The sequence below is a fragment of the Brevibacillus sedimenti genome (assembly GCF_020923495.1).
In the GTDB taxonomy this organism is placed as follows: Bacteria; Bacillota; Bacilli; order Brevibacillales; family Brevibacillaceae; genus Brevibacillus; species Brevibacillus aydinogluensis.
In genome coordinates, this window is the sequence record NZ_CP064048.1 from 1058726 (window position 1) to 1076213 (window position 17488).

The 17488-nt window shown below is 49.2% G+C and carries 18 protein-coding genes and 1 pseudogene; 4 read left to right on the forward strand and 15 right to left on the reverse strand.

Annotated elements, in window-relative coordinates:
- Positions 1–78: 78 nt before the first annotated feature.
- From IRT44_RS04950 to IRT44_RS05005, 12 genes and pseudogenes are all read right to left on the reverse strand, one after another.
- The gene (locus IRT44_RS04950; RefSeq protein WP_230077565.1) at positions 79–531 is read right to left on the reverse strand and encodes a VOC family protein; all 453 of its coding nucleotides are present in this window, start codon (positions 529–531) and stop codon (positions 79–81) included.
- Positions 518–1447, reverse strand: coding sequence for a helix-turn-helix domain-containing protein (locus tag IRT44_RS04955; protein WP_230077566.1), 930 nt, complete (start codon positions 1445–1447; stop codon positions 518–520). Before IRT44_RS04955 ends, IRT44_RS04950 begins: the two co-directional genes overlap by 14 nt.
- A 168-nt stretch (positions 1448–1615) precedes the next feature.
- Positions 1616–2071: a ferritin-like domain-containing protein gene (locus IRT44_RS04960; protein WP_230077567.1), complete on the reverse strand. Its 456-nt coding sequence runs from the start codon at positions 2069–2071 to the stop codon at positions 1616–1618.
- Positions 2072–2208: 137 nt separating this feature from the next.
- Complete coding sequence (locus tag IRT44_RS04965; protein ID WP_212133146.1) at positions 2209–3831, reverse strand: MFS transporter; 1623 nt, start codon at positions 3829–3831, stop codon at positions 2209–2211.
- A gap of 226 nt (positions 3832–4057) precedes the next feature.
- Positions 4058–5281, reverse strand: a complete 1224-nt coding sequence (locus tag IRT44_RS04970; RefSeq protein WP_171563947.1) for an MFS transporter — start codon at positions 5279–5281, stop codon at positions 4058–4060.
- A gap of 8 nt (positions 5282–5289) precedes the next feature.
- Positions 5290–6195 carry an NAD(P)-dependent oxidoreductase gene (locus IRT44_RS04975; protein WP_326838941.1) on the reverse strand — a complete coding sequence of 302 codons (906 nt, stop codon included), beginning with the start codon at positions 6193–6195 and terminating at the stop codon, positions 5290–5292.
- A gap of 112 nt (positions 6196–6307) precedes the next feature.
- Entirely contained in the window at positions 6308–6889 is a 582-nt protein-coding gene (locus IRT44_RS04980; protein ID WP_171563946.1) for a TetR/AcrR family transcriptional regulator, read from the reverse strand.
- Positions 6890–7512: 623 nt separating this feature from the next.
- Positions 7513–8699 (reverse strand): annotated as a pseudogene (locus IRT44_RS04985) (MFS transporter).
- A gap of 128 nt (positions 8700–8827) precedes the next feature.
- Positions 8828–9130: an ArsR/SmtB family transcription factor gene (locus IRT44_RS04990; protein WP_171563944.1), complete on the reverse strand. Its 303-nt coding sequence runs from the start codon at positions 9128–9130 to the stop codon at positions 8828–8830.
- Between the two features lie 148 nt (positions 9131–9278).
- Entirely contained in the window at positions 9279–9713 is a 435-nt protein-coding gene (locus IRT44_RS04995) for a MarR family winged helix-turn-helix transcriptional regulator (protein ID WP_230077569.1), read from the reverse strand.
- A gap of 8 nt (positions 9714–9721) precedes the next feature.
- Positions 9722–10675, reverse strand: a complete 954-nt coding sequence (locus IRT44_RS05000) for a quinone oxidoreductase family protein (RefSeq protein ID WP_230077570.1) — start codon at positions 10673–10675, stop codon at positions 9722–9724.
- A 258-nt stretch (positions 10676–10933) separates the two neighbouring features.
- Positions 10934–11506 (reverse strand): delta-aminolevulinic acid dehydratase, encoded by a 573-nt coding sequence (locus IRT44_RS05005; protein ID WP_171563941.1) that lies wholly within the window; start codon positions 11504–11506, stop codon positions 10934–10936.
- 372 nt (positions 11507–11878) lie between these two features.
- Here IRT44_RS05005 and IRT44_RS05010 point away from each other — a divergent pair, with 372 nt between their 5' ends.
- From IRT44_RS05010 to IRT44_RS05025, 4 genes are all read left to right on the forward strand, one after another.
- Complete coding sequence (locus IRT44_RS05010) at positions 11879–12235, forward strand: hypothetical protein (protein WP_230077571.1); 357 nt, start codon at positions 11879–11881, stop codon at positions 12233–12235.
- 93 nt (positions 12236–12328) lie between these two features.
- Positions 12329–13552, forward strand: coding sequence for an IS21 family transposase (istA, locus tag IRT44_RS05015; protein ID WP_230076769.1), 1224 nt, complete (start codon positions 12329–12331; stop codon positions 13550–13552).
- Positions 13549–14316, forward strand: a complete 768-nt coding sequence (gene istB / locus IRT44_RS05020) for an IS21-like element helper ATPase IstB (RefSeq protein WP_230076768.1) — start codon at positions 13549–13551, stop codon at positions 14314–14316. The genes istA and istB overlap by 4 nt, the downstream gene beginning before the upstream one ends.
- A 65-nt stretch (positions 14317–14381) precedes the next feature.
- Entirely contained in the window at positions 14382–15050 is a 669-nt protein-coding gene (locus tag IRT44_RS05025) for a YncE family protein (RefSeq protein WP_230077572.1), read from the forward strand.
- A gap of 225 nt (positions 15051–15275) precedes the next feature.
- On the opposite strand, the gene IRT44_RS05030 is transcribed toward IRT44_RS05025, so the two are convergent.
- From IRT44_RS05030 to IRT44_RS05040, 3 genes are all read right to left on the reverse strand, one after another.
- On the reverse strand, positions 15276–15857 hold the full coding sequence (locus IRT44_RS05030) for a DinB family protein (RefSeq protein ID WP_212133331.1): 582 nt from the start codon (positions 15855–15857) through the stop codon (positions 15276–15278).
- 67 nt (positions 15858–15924) lie between these two features.
- On the reverse strand, positions 15925–16872 hold the full coding sequence (locus IRT44_RS05035; RefSeq protein WP_212133332.1) for a helix-turn-helix transcriptional regulator: 948 nt from the start codon (positions 16870–16872) through the stop codon (positions 15925–15927).
- 149 nt (positions 16873–17021) lie between these two features.
- Positions 17022–17447 (reverse strand): SRPBCC family protein, encoded by a 426-nt coding sequence (locus IRT44_RS05040; protein WP_212133333.1) that lies wholly within the window; start codon positions 17445–17447, stop codon positions 17022–17024.
- Positions 17448–17488 lie beyond the last annotated feature (41 nt).

Here is a 17488-nt window from a genome sequence, read left to right on the forward strand (position 1 = left end):
AAGAGGTGCCCCCTGCGAGACACCTCTTTCCTGACGGTCTCGGCTTTCGAAACCCTCCCGGATTTGAGCCCAACCGCCTTATGACGTTTGCTGTTTTTGGTATTTTTCGTCAGCTTTCCGAAGCCCTTCATCCCACGATTCAGCGGGAAGCGATTCTATCAGTTCAATCAGGTTTCCATCCGGGTCCCGCAGGTGTGCGGTGCGAATTCCCCAGCCTGGACGGTCCTGAACGTCTGTAATCATGGAGATGCCTTCCGCTTTTAAGCGGGCTGCGGTTGCGTCAAGATCGTTCACCCTCACAATCAACGCAAATTGATCCTGGGCATCCGAAGCGGCCGGGAGATGGTCTGTACCTACAGCCTCAGCCATTTCGCTGCGAGAGAAGATCGCGAATTGGCTTTCCGCCGTGCCAAAACTGGCATATCCCCCGCCCAATTCGCCCCACAGGACCGGGAAACCCAGCTTTTCGTGATAAAAGGTAAAGCACTCATCAAAACGGGTTACCAGCAATCGTACGTTATCCAGTTTCATTGGCAAACTCAGCCTCCTCACTCGTTTCAATACGATGATAGGCCGGATATGACCTGTCCGTATTGAACAAATCGGACATGCTCGCTCGCCTGATGTAATGTCCGGGAGACATGCCCGCGAGTGCGCTGAAATCCCGGACAAAGTGCGCCTGATCGGCATACCCGCATTGATACGCCAAGTCAGCCCCCTGGATCTGGCCTGTGCTTTTGGCGATCAAATCAACGGCTCGTTGAAACCGTACGACGCGACAAAACTGTTTGGGGCTGCAGCCTGTCCACATTTCAAACCGCCGCAACAATTGCCGGGGGCTCACCGCTTCGCGGGCGGCCAGTTCATGAATCCGAACATTCCCGGAATGGCGGTACATCTCATGCAACACGTTGGCGACGAGCGGATCGAACGGTTCGTCAGGGGAAACCGAAAGCCGCTGCTGCAAAGCCGCGTCCAACACCCGAATCCGTGTCGGCAGGTCCTCCGCGTCCGCCAGCCGATCCAACAGACGCAGCGCACCGTCTCCGAACAGTTCGGTCAGGGACGGGGAGCTCCCGCCGCGATACAGGGACAGCGGCGAGCGAAGAAATGGCACGGCTCCTCCCGGACGAAAGCGGACCCCAAACCATGCGGTGTCAGGACCCGGATAGATGGTGAAGGCGGACTCCATCACCCCGGACAGATGTCCGGAAACCGTACGATGACGGGATACGGTAAACACGAAGTCAAAACATCCGTCAGGGATGACGAGAATGTCGTCGAATTCACCTGTGTCATCTTCAGCACGTGTTGTCACACTCCAGTAGCAGGCAATATGCGGCCGTAAAGACGGACTCGGCGAATACTCCCGGTACTGGACGGAACTCCGGCCGGATACCGGCAGTCCTTGCGATGGAGTAAACCATTTCACCAGGTGTTCATGCATTTTCTCTCCATCCTCCTCACGTCCCACTCTTCTTCATTCTATCCAAAATTTTTTGACAAATGAAAGCAGAAAAAAGAGCCGCCCCTTGGAAGGCGCCTCCTTTGTGGAAGTCCTCGTTCATCTGGTGATATCGACGCGGTGATAGGGGTTGCTCCGCTTATGTTGACGTCAGGGAGTTGGTAACAACTGCAGATGTTTCTTCAGCTGATCGACGCGCTTTTGGTCTTCCTCCAGCACCGTATCCACAATTCGCTTGCTTTCCTCATCCAGGTCACCGGCTACCATTCTGTGCGAGAAGTGAATGCCGTATTTGTTCTCACCGAGCAGCGCGTCATGCAGAATGTCCCTTGAATTCTGCGGCGGCTCCCGAAATGTTTGCATCCATTCCCTCAACTCGCCCATAACGCCCACACCATCTACTGCCTGACCGCCCAAATCCTGAATGCGTTTGGCAATTTTCTGCGCGCCCAGTTTGGCATGTTGCTGGAACTCTTGCAGCAGCTCCCTTACTTTCGGCTCCTTGGCATGTGAAATCAGGTACTCGTATTGATGGATGCCCATATACCTTCCTTGCAAAAACCTGTTCAATTCCCGGATGACGCGCTGTCGCTGTTTCTCGTCCATACGTTATCCCCCTTTTTGGGAATAGTATGTCCAACAGCTGCTCAACTGCCTCCTCGAAAAGAAACAAAAAAGAAGAGGCATCCAATCGCGGTGCCTCTTTTCAGGCTGATATGCAGTGCCTGCGTACCATCGTAGTTTTATTGACTTGATGCGGAAACCTTTTTGCGCAAGGGTGCCAAGATAAGCGAAACGAGGATGACGAGCACACTTAACACTGCCGCAGACCCGTACAGCCCACCGTAACCGATTTCTGCAGCCCTTTTTGTCACTTCCGACACACTGGCCAGGATCACTTCCTTTAATGCTGGATCTTGGATGGAGCGAATGATTTCATTCAATTGATTGGCGTCGAATGAATCCGCTTCGGAAGCCATCCGCTGTCCAATTTGCGCCAACTCGCCAAGTGCCTGCTGTGACAAGTTGGCCTTGGCGATGTTGTCTTGCAGGATATCGGGAAAATCCGTCTTGAACAGTTCCCCCATATTGTTGTAGCCGCGGGCAATAAAGCCTGCGTAAACGGTTGGCGCTATGGTCATGCCAACCTGGCGAAGCAGTGATAAGGACGCAAGGGCCGAACCTTTATTGGATCGTAACCCTTCTGTCGCCAGAATGTTTAACGGTGCGCCTAAGATGACACCGATTCCGATACCGGCAACCATGCTGGATATGACAAACTGCCATTTCGTTTCAATCCAGAAAGGAAACAAGGCAAACCCGACCGATGCGAGGAGTCCAGAGATGATCACCGTAAATACAGGACCTCGTTTCGATACGAGTGCACCCCCCAATCCGGCACCTACACCTGATGCCAGTGCCAGCGGCGTCATCCAGTAACCCGATTTTTCCGCCGGAATGCCCAGTACATTTTCTGTGAAACCAGGGATGAAAATCATCGCTGCCAAAATTCCGCCAGATAATGCACCAATGACAAGGACCAGCAAGAAGCGGGGCTGCTTGATTAAATACAATGGTAAGATCGGATCGCCATTTTGCTTGCGCGCGAATGCGGCCTCATACATGAACAAAACGACAAACAATCCGATTCCGGCACCGAGAAAACCGAACACTTCCGGTTGGGCAAGGCTTGTCCAGAAATCGATTTCGATGTTTGTCAAGCCATACATAAGCGACAAGATGGCAAACGATAAAATGACGGTTCCCACCAGATCCAAACGGCCAGGACTGGGATCAGACGATTCCACCAGCCGCATGATTGCCAAAATGAACAATCCAATGGCAATCGGCACGTTGATGAGAAATAAAATATGCCAATTCCCTGTTACGTCAAGCAAGAATGAACCGATGTTCGGTCCCAATATAGCGGCCACCCCGTTCATCGCGCCTAACAGCCCCAAATATTTGGCCTGCTTCGCCGGCTCAACCGTGCTTAAAATATGCGAGTTGCCGATAATGAAGATGCCGCCGCCGCCAAGAGCTTGAATGAAGCGTGCAGCCAAATAAAAGCTAAACGAGGGGCTAAGCGCTACCAACAACGAACCGATGCCGAACAAGGCGATTTCGATAATAAATAGTTTTTTTCTGCCATACCTGTCGGAAAGTTTGCCCACAATCGGCAAGCTGATCGCTAAACCCAGCGTGTAAATGGTAATCCCCCAGGCGCCCCAGTTATCGCTCACATCGAAATGACGATTAATGGTGGTAAGCGCTGAACTGATAATCCCGTTATCAAGCTGTGCCATAAATACGCCGATTGAAAATAAAATCAGCGCCCAATATTGGGAGGATTGTTTTGCCAACAGGATCACCTACTAATGATTTCATGTTGTTTTGATTTTGGTGACAGACTACATTCAGCTTGTCCGGAAAGGCTGATATTTATTCTATTTCTTTCCGTCCATATCACATTACCGTGAAACGAGAAAAACAATGGCTGCCACAGGTTGCTTGCGGCTAAACCTGTCGCAGCCCTCAAATCCCTTGCCCTCTAACCCCTTGGCGAGAAGGGAAACATTCATCAATTTGAAGCTATCCGAATGAACGGCGTTCAGGCTTAAAAGCGTAAGTCTTGCCTTTCCATACCGTGAACAAGGTGATCAGGCTAAGCAGTGCAACGGCCCAAGGAATTGATCCCGCTCCTGTGTGATCCAGCAGGAGACCGCCAATGACGCCACCTCCGGCCACTGCAAGGTTAAAGATGGTCACCAGCATGGATTGCGCCACATCAGCTCCCTCCCCTGCTGCATCCGCTATGGCCGTCTGCAGTAACGTCGGTGCGCCCCCGAAAGTCAAGCCCCAAATAGATACGCCTAGATAGGTTATCGCATGTGCTTCGCCAGCAATCCCCATTATGGTTGATACCAATGCGAACCCAGCAAGGCTAATAAGTGTCAGGAAACGAAGCCGTACGTCTATAAACAGGCCGATAATCCAAATCCCGATTATAGATGAGCAGCCAAAGATTAGCAGGATGAGGTCCAAACGATCCACGAGCCCGACGTGAGCCATAAATGGCGCAATGTAGGTATAGAGGATGTTGTGAGCCAAAATCCATACAAAAACGACAAACAATACCGAGCGGATCCCAGGAAGCATGAAAACTTTGCGAATGGGCTGCCGTTGTTGGTACGCTTGCCCTGGATAATCGGGCACTGCAGCAAGTATCCATACGAAAAGGGCAAGCGTAAGCATTGAAATCATTCCAAAGATAACCCGCCAATCGAGTAACGTACCAAGCCAGGTACCAAGCGGCACGCCTAGAGATAAGGCGATAGGCTGACCGACTCCCACAATCGCCAATGCACGCCCCTGTAGATGATACGGCACCATTCTTCGCGCGTAACCGGCAAGCAGTCCCCAGGTCAACGCTGCGGCCATGCCCGCAACGAATCGAGCTCCTAATGTCACGAAATAGTCAGTGGCCAATGCAGTTACAGCGTTGAAAAGAAACAAGCCTCCGACTGCCAGTAACAATGCATGTTTTCTGCGCCAGCTGCGTGTCGCGGCTATAATCGGAATTGCCGCCACCACCGAGCCAAAAGCATAGAGCGACACAAGTTGACCCGACAACGCCTCTGAGATGCCAAAGTCCCTGCCGATTTGCGGCAGCAACCCCGCCGGCATCGTTTCGGTCAATATGGCGATAAAACCGGCCATTGTAAACGCCAGAAGTCGCAAAACGGGAAGCTGATCTGCAGCAGGTGCATCCTGAAAGTCAATGCCAGTACATTCATTATTTTTGACATTGTTCATAGCTCTACTCACACCAATCCGGATGCAGCCATATCCTTCTCTGAATGGCCCGCTTCGAACGCGCGTCGGAATCTCTCTAGCCCGGCAGCGGCAACATCCGCAGTGATGCCAGCCTGCTCAACAGCTTCCATAACCAGTTGGGCGTCTTTGAGCGCATTCGCAATCGAAAAACTGACAGGGTAATCATCTGCAAGTATTAAAGCAGCTTTCGACTGAAAAAATGCGCTGTCCATAGGTCCGCCTTTCACGACATCCACTACCAACGCCGGATCGACGCCAAGCCCCTTGGCTATTGCCAAGCTTTCAGCGACACCATGCGTCAACGCAAACGCCCAGCTGTTCAATGCCAGCTTGAGACGGCTGGCCGCTCCAATCCGCTCTGACACCCACACTGTCCGTTTGCCGATCGCGTCAAACACCGGCTGTACGGTATCCCGATCTTCAGTTGGTCCGGATGCCATGATGACAAGTTGTCCCTGTTCCGCTGGTTGACGGGTGCCCTGAATGGGGGCGTCAAACAACCTGAGCCCGCGCTGCTCGGCGAAGACCGCCAATTCATCGATCGCTTTGATGCCGACCGTACTCATCTGAATCCAGATAGCTCCTTTGGACAAACCGGAAGCAGCGCTTTCCATCACATCCAGCACGGACGCTCCATCCTTAAGCAGCGTAATGATAATATCCGCATCCTGCACAGCTTCCCGTGGCGATTCAAATACATCCACACCGGATGATGCAAGCGCCTCTGCCTTGCCACGTGTCCGATTCCATACACGCACGGAAAAACCATGCTTCTGTAAATTACGAGCCACTGGTGCACCAATGATGCCGGTGCCAAGTACGGTGATCGTTTTTCGATGTAATTTCATTTTAAAAACCTCCTTTTGGGAAAAAGGGCTCCGCATGTCGAACATGCTTCACGCCATTATGTTTTGGAACGATCATTACAAAACGTTGCAAAAAAATTCCTGCAAGGTAATGCAGGTTTTTCCAGTTGGATGCAGAGATGCTCTGCTCAATCCGCCTTTAAAGCGCCTGAATTGCAACATCCACCACATCAAGCAACAGTTGACGCCGGTTATGCCCAATATATCCTTTGCTTAATACGCGCAACCCTTGAATCGTATTCAGTATGAAGCGAGACAGTGCGCGAGCATTCTTGTCTGAAGCAATTTCACCGTTTTCTTGGGCACGAGAAAATGCCTCGTATAATGCGGATTCCAATTCTTTAAAGTTTTGCGCCACAATAGCAGCGATTTCGGAATCATGACTTGCAAGCTCTAGTGCTGCGTTGGCAGTCATGCATCCGAGTCCTTTTTCTTTGCCAAGCTCTTCCTCGACGACATCCATCAATAGCAGCCTAACGCGCTCTTTTACTGAACCGGGTCCGGACAGCACCGCAATTTGCGATGCCTTCAACTCCTGATATCGGCGAAGCGTATGCTTATAAAGTTCGTGTTTGCTGCCAAAGGCATTATAAATACTGCTTCGTCCCAGTTCAGTGCCTTCCACCAAATCTTGAATCGAGGTCGCAGTATAGCCTCGTTGCCAAAAAACTTGCATGGCTGCATCCACTACATCATCTGGATCAAACTCTTTTGGGCGCAAATGCTCACCTCCTGTTCTGTTTTGAAACGTTCATTCCAAAACAAACATAAATCTTTATCGTCTTTCTGTCAAGATTGTGCAGGATCTCCTGTGTGGTCTCACTTTGAAGCTCGGCTATCCAGTGGTGGATTGGGCGGCGTCTTTATCGGGCGGTCAATTCGTTTAACTGAATCTCAAAAGTGCTAGAGATGGCTTGGATACATTTAACGTAAGTAAAGCAGGCGCAAAAAAAGTAGTAAATCATGTAAATTATTGGTATTATGTTGAGGGTGGTCACATTTTATTGGTTTTCACCAATTTACCGCACTATCTCATGACCACTGATAAGGCTCGTCGCTCCATTTCATAAATCCCCATATCAAACATATCCAGGTGATAAATCCATGAACCATGACGAACGGTATTTTCATCATCTGGTCCAAATACTGCGATTATTATATTAATAATTTTGAATCCCTTATCAATTGTATAAAACGAATGTTCCGGGATCAGAGACGAACCATGCGAATAAATGTTGTAAACTATTTTGCTTCCACCACCACTTATCCGCATCCTCGCGTCATGTAGTTAAAATGCATCATCTTCCGAAAACCAGAAGATGATGCACTACAGTCATTTAGACTTCATCCAGGATACTGTCCGGCACCTTGACTGCCGGCACTCATTCGCATCCTTAAGAACGACACCACCACGATCGCAATCGCGACTCCGACCATCCCCGCCCATGTAATGGACGACAGAGACACCCGGTCGACCATAACGCCTCCGATTGCAGCACCCGCAGCCATGGACAGCTGCATCATGGATTGGTTCAGGCTCAGCATGATTCCCGAATAATTCGGTTCAATCCGCACCAGATTGACTTGTTGCGTTGGACCGGAAGACCATGCCGAAAACGACCACAAGATCAGAAGGATGACAATCGGCAGCCACGAGTGCGTGTAGGTAACGGTTAGCGAGAGGAGAAGCAGCGCTATGACATGCAAGAGCATTCCCCCTGACAGCGTCGGGAATACCCCCCATTTGTCCGCACTGAAGCCGCCGAATTTGGAACCGACCAGGCTAGCGATGCCGAACGCCAACAGCACTCCGCTCAGCATTCCTTCTTTCAATCCAGCCACATCCAGCAGATACGGTGAAATGTAGGTGTAGGCGACCGAGTATCCGCCGAGCCAGAAAAAGGTAATCGTAAGCCCCAGCGCTACGTTTCCGTTTTTCAGGAAGGCCAGTTGCTTGGACAGCGGCATCGGTTTATCTCCCTGAACTCGGGGAGGATGGCATACAGGATGAACATCGCCACCAGACCGGCCAGTGCCAATATGCCAAAAACAGACTGCCATCCGAATTGTGCTGCAACGATACGTCCAAGAGGCACGCCGATAATCAGGGAAGCGGTAAAGCCCATGACCACGGTAGCAATCGCGCTGGCTTGTTTGCCTGGGACAGCAATTTTCGCGGCGATGTCCAAAGCGGTTACCACGACCATTCCCGCGCCCAGAGCCATGATGACGCGAGCCGCGAGAAACGATGCATAGCCAGACAAAACGAAAGAGAGAATGTTCCCGATTACGAAGGCACCCATCGCCCAAACCAGCAGTTTTTGCCTTTCCACCTTCGCCGTCAACGCCATCAGGATCGGGGTGCCGATGGCGTACACAAGTGAAAAGATCGTGACCAACTGCCCCGCAGAAGTAACGGAAATCCCCATCGTATTCGAGATCTTATCCAGGATGCCGGAAATAACATACTCGGATGTACCCACCAAAAAAGTAACCAACGCCAATAAATAGACTCTCCACGTGTTAGACATTGCGTTCACTTCTCCTTTTTTGTTCGAATAGGTACCAATGCAACAACTTTTATCGAATATACATATCGCGATATGTCGATTTGTTTGGCCAAATAAAAACTGAATACGGTTGAGGTATTCAGTTCAGACTAGAGCGTCTGATGTAAGTAATCAGCTATTTCTTTTATTTTCTCTTCGTTTCGTTTGTAGTACGTGTATTTGCCGATCCGATTGGTTCGAATCAGTCCGGCCCGCTGCAGAATGGACAAATACTGCGAAACCGTCGACTGTGTCATGTTCAACTTCTCCGTCACTTGACTGACACACACCCCGACTTCCCTCATATCCACTCCTTCGTGGGGCACAAAATGTTTTTCGGGCTCCTTCAGCCACTGTAAAATCTGTAACCTCGACTCGTTCGACAACGCCTTGAATACTTCAATTGGATCCATGGCTTTTATTATATCTACATTTTTCGATATGTCAATATCACTCAAGCACACAGGCGGGTCAACAAAGCCGGCAGCAAAAAAACAGCCCCTGTAACGGACCTTCATCCGCAACAAGGGCTGTCTTGCATCACGATTTGCACAAGAGGAGCTAGTCTAGCCGCTTCATCGTTTGGTATAGACGTCTTAAATTCATCAACAAGCTTTCTTTATCCTCCGGAGTCCATTCAGCCAAAGCCTCTTGCATCATGCGCTCACGGGTACGGTTGATGATTGCAATGATTTCCTCCCCGTGTTTTGTCAATTCAGACACGCGTATGCGCGAATCCGAACGTGACGGATACGTATGAACCAACCCGGCATTCTCCAACTTGTCAATTTGCCGACTGACACTCGAATAACTTTTCCCCATCATGGCAGCCAATTCTCCAACACTCGTTGATTGGAGATGGGCGATCCCCACCAGGACGCGGAAGGCAGCTGCCTCCAGATTCATACCCGTCTTGGCAATCATTTCCAGATCACGATCCGGCCGATTGAGAAGGGAAACGATATCGATTAGCGCTTTGAAAATTTCACGTTCCATGCCATTTATTATACCGTAACCACCGGGCGGGGCGTCAATGGAGCGTTCCAAGCAGCTTCGATATCTTCCAAAGCAAACTCCGTTGTGGAAATGGTTAATTTGCCCTTGGCGGCCATCTCAAAAACCCCTTTTACCGCAGACAACATATCTGCTTTTGAAACGCTCTTGCCCCCGCTGCCTGCCAGTTCAATGGTTGATGCACGCAGAATTGATGAAGGCAACGGTATGCTTTCTTGACCAGATGCAGTGCCAATGCTCACGAAGCGGGTTGCACGATCCGTATTTACCTTGGCAACAGCTGACATGATGGCGATTGCACTGTCGCCCCAAAGGTAATCCAATACAACATCAACGCCTTCAGCCATAACGGGCATGAGAGCATGTTCAAAGCTGGTTTGTCCGTTCTCTGCTGTCATATCAAATGAAATGACTGTATCGGCTTCAAGCGCTTGTAATTTCGCTTCACTGCGCCCGGTTGCAATAATCTTCCTGGCTCCCAGCCCCTTGGCTATCTGAACCGCCAAGCTGCCTGATGCCCCCGTGGCTCCATTAATCAAAACCGTTTGCCCGGACTTGAAGCCCGCTCGAAATACCAACGCCGCCCATGATGACATCGCCGGGTTGGCTATCGCGGCCGCAGTTACGTCATCAACACCGTCCGGCAAATGGACAATCAGCTTTTCACTCACCATGGTTTGTTCAGCCAAACTGCCATAAGGCCATGCAGGCATTGCAAAGTAGACACGAGTCCCATCTTCCAAGGTCCCAACGCCATCCATACCGGCCACCATTGGAAAGTTACCTTCAGAGGAGTAATGCATGCCGAGTGAACGGAACTTACTCACTCGACTCAAGGCTGCTGCCGAAACGTTAACGACAACGTGCCCCTCTGTCACAACGGGGGGATCAAAATGGCCCAGTACAGGAGGTGTTCCCTTCTCCTTCACGATCGCTGCCCTCATCGTAATTTCACCCTTCTTTCGCTCAAATTATGTGCGTTTTGCACATAATTGAGTATAGCACGAAATATGTGCATGATGCACATATTTTTCTGCCCAATGTGAAGACAGCTCCTGGGCAAGGGGCCGTACAATTTTAACCATGTATGCGAGCGACACCTGCGCTGCTTACACCCGTGGCACAAGATAAAACTCCCCCGCCAATTGTTCGGCGAGGGAGTTTATCTGCAATCTTCGGCAAGCTATTGATCTACACACGTCTCATTTTCTACCAGATTGCTGCGCGTTTTCATATAGCTGAAACATATCCATCTCCGCGTCCAGAGACTTGGCGTTTTGGAAAGCTTCCTTTACGCTTCGATTGTTCTGAATGAGATCGTAGAAAAGCCTCAGCACAAACATGAGCGCGTCATTTCCATCCGGATAATCATTGGGCCCAATATAGATTTCGCAACCGCTGTCGAGAAATGCTTGTGCCGTCTCTACGTTTCCTGCTGAGCACCCTGTGCTGATTACTGTTTTCCCTGCCAGTCTGGCAAATCGTCTGATCTCCTCCGGCCCAAAGTTACCCTTGGGTTCTCCTGGTTCATAGACGCTTTCTTCCAGCTCTGGCATAATCAATTGGCCTTCCTCGCCATGAAAGCAAAGAACGATCGTATCCGTATTCGGATACAGATCCTTACCGGACAGAATATCAATCAGATCATATGGTCTGCCGACCCAATACGTAAACACTCTTGCACCAAAATACTCCAGAGTAGCTCGGATTGCGTGGACTTCCATATCGCAATCAGGTCCGCATACCAATGCTACGTTCATTACAGGCTTACTCATCTTTTCATCCTCCATATGCTCTCAATTTTTTGCATTAAGATATAGAGTAGAATCATATGGAGGTCCTCGGGCTTTGGGGCGAAAGGCTATTCGTTACATCTGATCCCGAATCAAACTCATTGAAGAAATCTCCTTTTTTAACATTTCTTATATTTTACCTATAGGCGATACATAAGTGCAATTATCGATAAGGACTGTTTACTGAAATTGACAGAAATCCAGCAGGTGGTAAAATTACAAAAGAATAAGCGAAGGAAACGGAAAAATATTTATAACAAGACAATTGAGGTAAAAACCCCCACAGCAAAAAGAAGGAAACAAACAGATGTTATCCTTCTTTTTGCCTTTATTTGTTGAAAGGATGAGTTCGACGTGAAGAAATGTAAGAATATGATCATTTTGATACTGGGGGTGGTGATTTTCTATTTATGGCTAAATGATACAAACAAAGATTACGCCATCAATCCTGCAGAAGAAAAGATTTACGGGCTAAAGAAATATGGAAACAATGTTATTGTCTCTTCCATGTCAAATCATGTTCAAAAGAAAATCCGTGGGCTGTCAACCCATTTATCAATTGATAAAAATAGTCGGATGTGGGTGCCCATAGAAGAAGGTGGAAACCAAGTATATGTGCTTCAGGGGAACAAAATCGTCTATACGTATAATGACCTACCTTCTCCAATCAGAGTAGTTCATTCGGATAACAATGTCACCGCCGGGATATAATTGACCCAGGTTCGCCGGAAAGAAAATGACCCACCCATAGCGAATATATCCCCTTCGTAATTAACGGCCAAGTTAATCTTCGGAGGGAGACACATGCTAAGGAGTGGGATAGTGATATCGTTACATACCATGAGGGCAGAAGGCAAGAGTATTCGTGAAATTGCCCGTCTAACGGGGCATTCTCGAAATACAGTTCGCCGATATCTCCGGGGTGAATTCTCCCCCGAAAAGGGAACCCGTAAATCTCGTGGTTCCAAGCTTGATCCGTATAAACCGTTCCTGCAGGAACGTCTTCAAGAAGGTATCTATAACTGCGAGGTTTTATTCGATCTTCTACGAGAAAAGGGGTATACCGGGGGACGTACCATCTTGAAAGACTATGTGAAGGACTTCCGTCCTCCCAAACAAGTTCCCGCTGTTCTTCGTTACGAGACGAAACCTGGTGAATACGCACAGGTCGACTGGGGACTGTGTGATTACGTAGATTTGGACGGTACAGTCCGAAAAGTGCCGGTATTTGTCATGGTATTGGGGTACTCTCGTTCCACCTATATAGAGTTCACTAAGCGTTGTGACATTCACAGCTTTCTTCGTTGCTTGATTCATGCTTTTGAATATTTTGGGGGCATCCCAAAGGTAATGCTGACCGACCAGATGAAAACCGTCGTACTGGGCATGGAAGATGATCGAAAACCTCGCTGGCATCCGCTTTTTGCCGACTTTGCTGCAGCGATTGGGCTTGTTCCAAAAGTATGCAAAGTTCGACGCCCCGAAACAAAGGGAAAAGTGGAACGAGGCGTTCAATACGTAAAAAACAACTTTCTTCCTGGCAAACGCTTCGTTGATTTACAGGATCTCAATCAACAAGCCCTACACTGGTGCGAGCGGATTAACCGCCGTATTCATGGAACAACCGGCGAACGTCCCTTTGACCGACTCCGTGAGGAAAAACTGTCGCCCATCCCTTCAGCTGAACGGTGGGAAAAATACTTGCATGAACCAAGACAGGTCAGCCGAGACGGATTTGTTAGCTACGATGGTGTACGATATGGAGTTCCATGGAGGTACAGTGGACGTGAGGTAACCGTTCGAGAAGTGAATGGGTGGGTGGAAATCTGGGCCGACGGCACATGTATTGCTCGACACCAAAAGGTCTATCGATCCCGCACAACTGTTTTTTGCGAAAACCAGTATGCAGGTCTTTCGACCGCTCAAGGATATGCCTATCCACGTCCGCAAGCCCGACAGATTTCATCGCAGCAAGTGGAAGTACGTTCGCTGGATGTCTATGAGCAGCTAACAGGGGTGGGAGCATGATTGAACTGGAACAAGCACGGCTACGCCTCGAGGAACTTGGGCTTCAGCAAGCAGCTCTCCTCTTGGATGCTCACTTGGAAGCGGCAAGTCATGGACAGCCCACCTATCTGTCCTTTCTTAACACGCTCCTTGATGCCGAGATAGCGGAACGTCAAAAACGGAATATGGAGGTACGCACCAAACTTGCACACTTGCCTTACCGAAAAACACTAGAGGAGTTCGATTTTGCTTTCCAACCCAGCATTGACGAACGGTTGATTCGAGAGCTGGCCACGATGACTTTTGTAACCCGACACGAGAATGTCTTGTTCTTAGGGCCTCCCGGAGTAGGAAAAAGTCATCTGGCGGTGGCGTTGGCTGTAGAAGCCATCTCGCAAGGGATATCCGTTTACTTTGTCAGTCTCTCGCAACTCATCGAAGATCTGCGAAAAGCTTACACGGAAAACAGGCTGGATAAACGCCTACGCATCTATATTCGACCAAAGCTCCTGATTATTGACGAAATTGGTTACTTACCGTTTGACAGTTTGGCAGCTAACCTCTTTTTCCAGGTAGTAAGTGCAAGATACGAGAGAGGGAGTATTCTGTTGACCAGCAACAAGAGTTTCGGTGAATGGGGGGAACTGATGGGCGATCCGATACTTGCTACGGCTATCCTGGATCGGCTCTTACACCATTCCCACATCGTCAATATTAGGGGGAATAGTTACCGACTTCGTGAGAAGATGAGGACTGGAGCCTACGGCTCCCCCTCTACCACCTAACCAACAAAAAATCGCCGGGTGGGTCAATTCTAAACCGGCGATGGTGGGTCAAAATAAAGTCGGCGTTGACAAACAATTTCACTGCTGTTCTTTGTGTTGAGGATGGGGTAAACGGAAAAGTTGTTATCATCAATAATGAATCAATGAACATCATCAAAACAATAAGTCTAAAGGGATTAATAACAAACGCAGTGTTTCACAACGATCGTTTATATGTTACAGCAAATGAAATGTTAAACGAACAGGATAGCTATCTCCACAAAATTGATTTGATAACATATAAAACACTCACAATCAATCTGGATGGGCAAGCGGCACGCTCCCTTGACGCCGATGATAAAAACGTGTACGTTGGATTATTTAATCCAAGGCATACAAATTTGGTAATTTACAGAGCGGATACACTGGAAAAATTATCACATGTAAAAGTGCCTCCAGCTCCATATAAACTGAAGTTATTCAAAGACAAATTGTATATTCTTCATTTTGACATCACCAGCTTCTTTGGAAGGATACTAACTATCGTTGATACAAATACGAAATCTGTAACTAGTCATTCCATTCCGCTGCTTGCCGACGATTTTCATATAACGAACCATGAATTAATCTTATCCTCCTCCGTAGAGGATTCATTATTTGTGTTATCGTCGGATTCTCTGGAAATCAAAGAAAAGAAACCTTTTAACGGATTACTTTCAAATACTGTTGTAACAGAAAATGGGGTGAAAAATTAGTTCCGGGATCGTACCTAAATGTCATTTTAAAAGGCATGGCCATCCTTTATTGGATGGCCGCTTGCATTGCTTTCGCGATCATCAAGAAAGCTTCACGCTTATCGCAAAGTGGCTGATACGGAACGAGTAGCCCCAATTCCGTTTGCCACACTAACCGCCCGCTGCACATGCGACTTCGAAGCTACGCCTATCCAGTAAGAAGGCTTTCCGCTTTCCATTCCGGGCTCATCCATGAGCTTCCCTCCAAGCGTCGCACAGGTGCTGCTTTTGGAGTAAATGATGGCGATAATGCATCTCGATAAGCCGAAACCATTCCAACGCGTTTAATCCGCCAAATCGCGGATGGAGAACCGTATTTCGAACGATCTCCTTACCCGGTTCTGATTGCCTCTGGGCAACCGGATCAAACACCGACGCTACTATGGGTTCAATCTCGACCATTCGACGCAGCGTATCCTGCAATCCGGCGACAAGTTGTTCCTTGCTCTCCGGTTGCGGCGGCGTATATTGCGGGGACGGGGGGAGTTGGATTCGCTCAGGCGGGAAGCTCTCCCCCTTGAACAGATCCTCTCCCCACTTCGTCTTTCCCGCCTGTGAGACTTCCGGGCTGCCTCCCGGTTCAAGGCACAATGCGACGTTCCTCAAATGCAATTGCGCGGAACGGATCAGGTGCATGTACATCTGACCAAGCGACCATTCGTCCTCCGCCGGCTTCCAAAGCAGTTGTTCAAGAGTCAAGCCATCCAATTCTCGCATATAACCGCTGACAGTCTCCTCAAATTTGCTCAACGTCTCTTTCGTATCCATCGCCAAACCCGGCTCCTTTCAGCTTTAGTTGAATCCAGCATACAAAAACGCTACTGACAACAGTTTGTCAGTAGCGTTCGATCATTTTTTTGATTTCTTCGCGCACCTGTTCGCGCAGCGATTCCGGTTCCAGCACACGCACCGCTGCACCCCATCCGAGCGTCCATTGAAGGAGGTCCTCCACCCGCCGGACGCGAAACGTCGCCAGCCAGCCTTCTTCTCCCGGCTCGAACGACTCCATGTAGAAATTGTCCGATTCCTGAACCCGATCCGCGATGGCATGGTCCACCAACATGCGGACCGTCACATTTCGATCGTCTATCGGCCGATGATCCTGAAAGCTAAAACCCGGAACGATTCTGAACGAGTCTTCCAGTACAACAAGCTCTTTTATGCGAGACAGCCGAAAGTGCCGGATGTCCTGCCTCAGCTCACAGAACGCAACAAGGATCCACACCCCTTTGGAAAAAACAAGCCCGTAAGGATCAACCGTTCGTTCGCTATGGCGATTTCCGTCCGGACCCGGCAAGTTTTTGGAGTAGCGGAAACGGATCTTGCGCTTCCGCAGAATCGCCTGGCGCAACTGTTCGAACGTCTCCTTTTCCTGCCCGCGCACTTTCGACCCTTTTTCATTCAGCAGTCGAATCGTCGATCTGATCCGTTCGGTCTCCTTTCGTACTTTCTCCGGTAAAATCGCCTCGATCTTCTCTTTCGCACTGCGGGCCTTCGCGGCGTACTCAGCATCCAGCCCCATTTTTACGAAATCAGCTCCGATGAGCAGCGCTACCGCTTCTTCCTCTGTAAAGCTGACAGGAGGAAGAAAATAGCCCTCCATTAAGGAGTAGCCTATTCCCGGCGCACCGGCTACCGGAACACCCGCTTCGCTTAGCGCCTGAATGTCACGGTAAATCGTGCGGATACTCGTCTCGAACTTGCAAGCCAAATCCTCAGCGCGCAGCACGCCTTTACGCTGCAGCTCAATCACGATGGCCAACATCCGATCAGTTTTCTTCACATCGACCGCTTCCTTTTTTTCAAATTTCAATAGGGCATCAAATACAGGTTGAGCCGGTTCCATTTTCCGCTTTACAATCACTTGTGATATGCCTCAGCGTGTCACACCAAAGCAAATAAGAATGGCGCCCGATTGGACGCCAGCAGATATTAGTGAGTTTCCGTATATTTTTTAAAATTGTCCAGAATCGATTGCCAGCCTGCTTGCTGATACTCAACGGGGTGAATGTCTTCCGCATCGAACGTTTCGACGACCTCGGTTTCGTTTCCTCGGGCAGTGAAGATGATCTCAACTTTTCTCCCATCCCCCATTGTGTATGAGATTTCCTCATGTAATTTCACGACATCGTATGTTCCCCCAAAATCAAAGCCCATACTGCCATCTTTCGCTTCCATCCTGGTAACAAACTTGCCGCCGACCCGCAAATCATTTTCCGCTCTTGGCGCATGCCAATCATCCGAAGCCTGATTCCACTTCGTGATGTGTTCCGGCTCGGTCCAATACTTCCAGACCTTTTCCACCGGCGCCTGAATGACTGCCCGTACGGTTGCTTTCTTTGGTTTGCTGGTTCCCATTTTAACGTACACCTCATTTCATCAGAATCGGATTTTTGTTT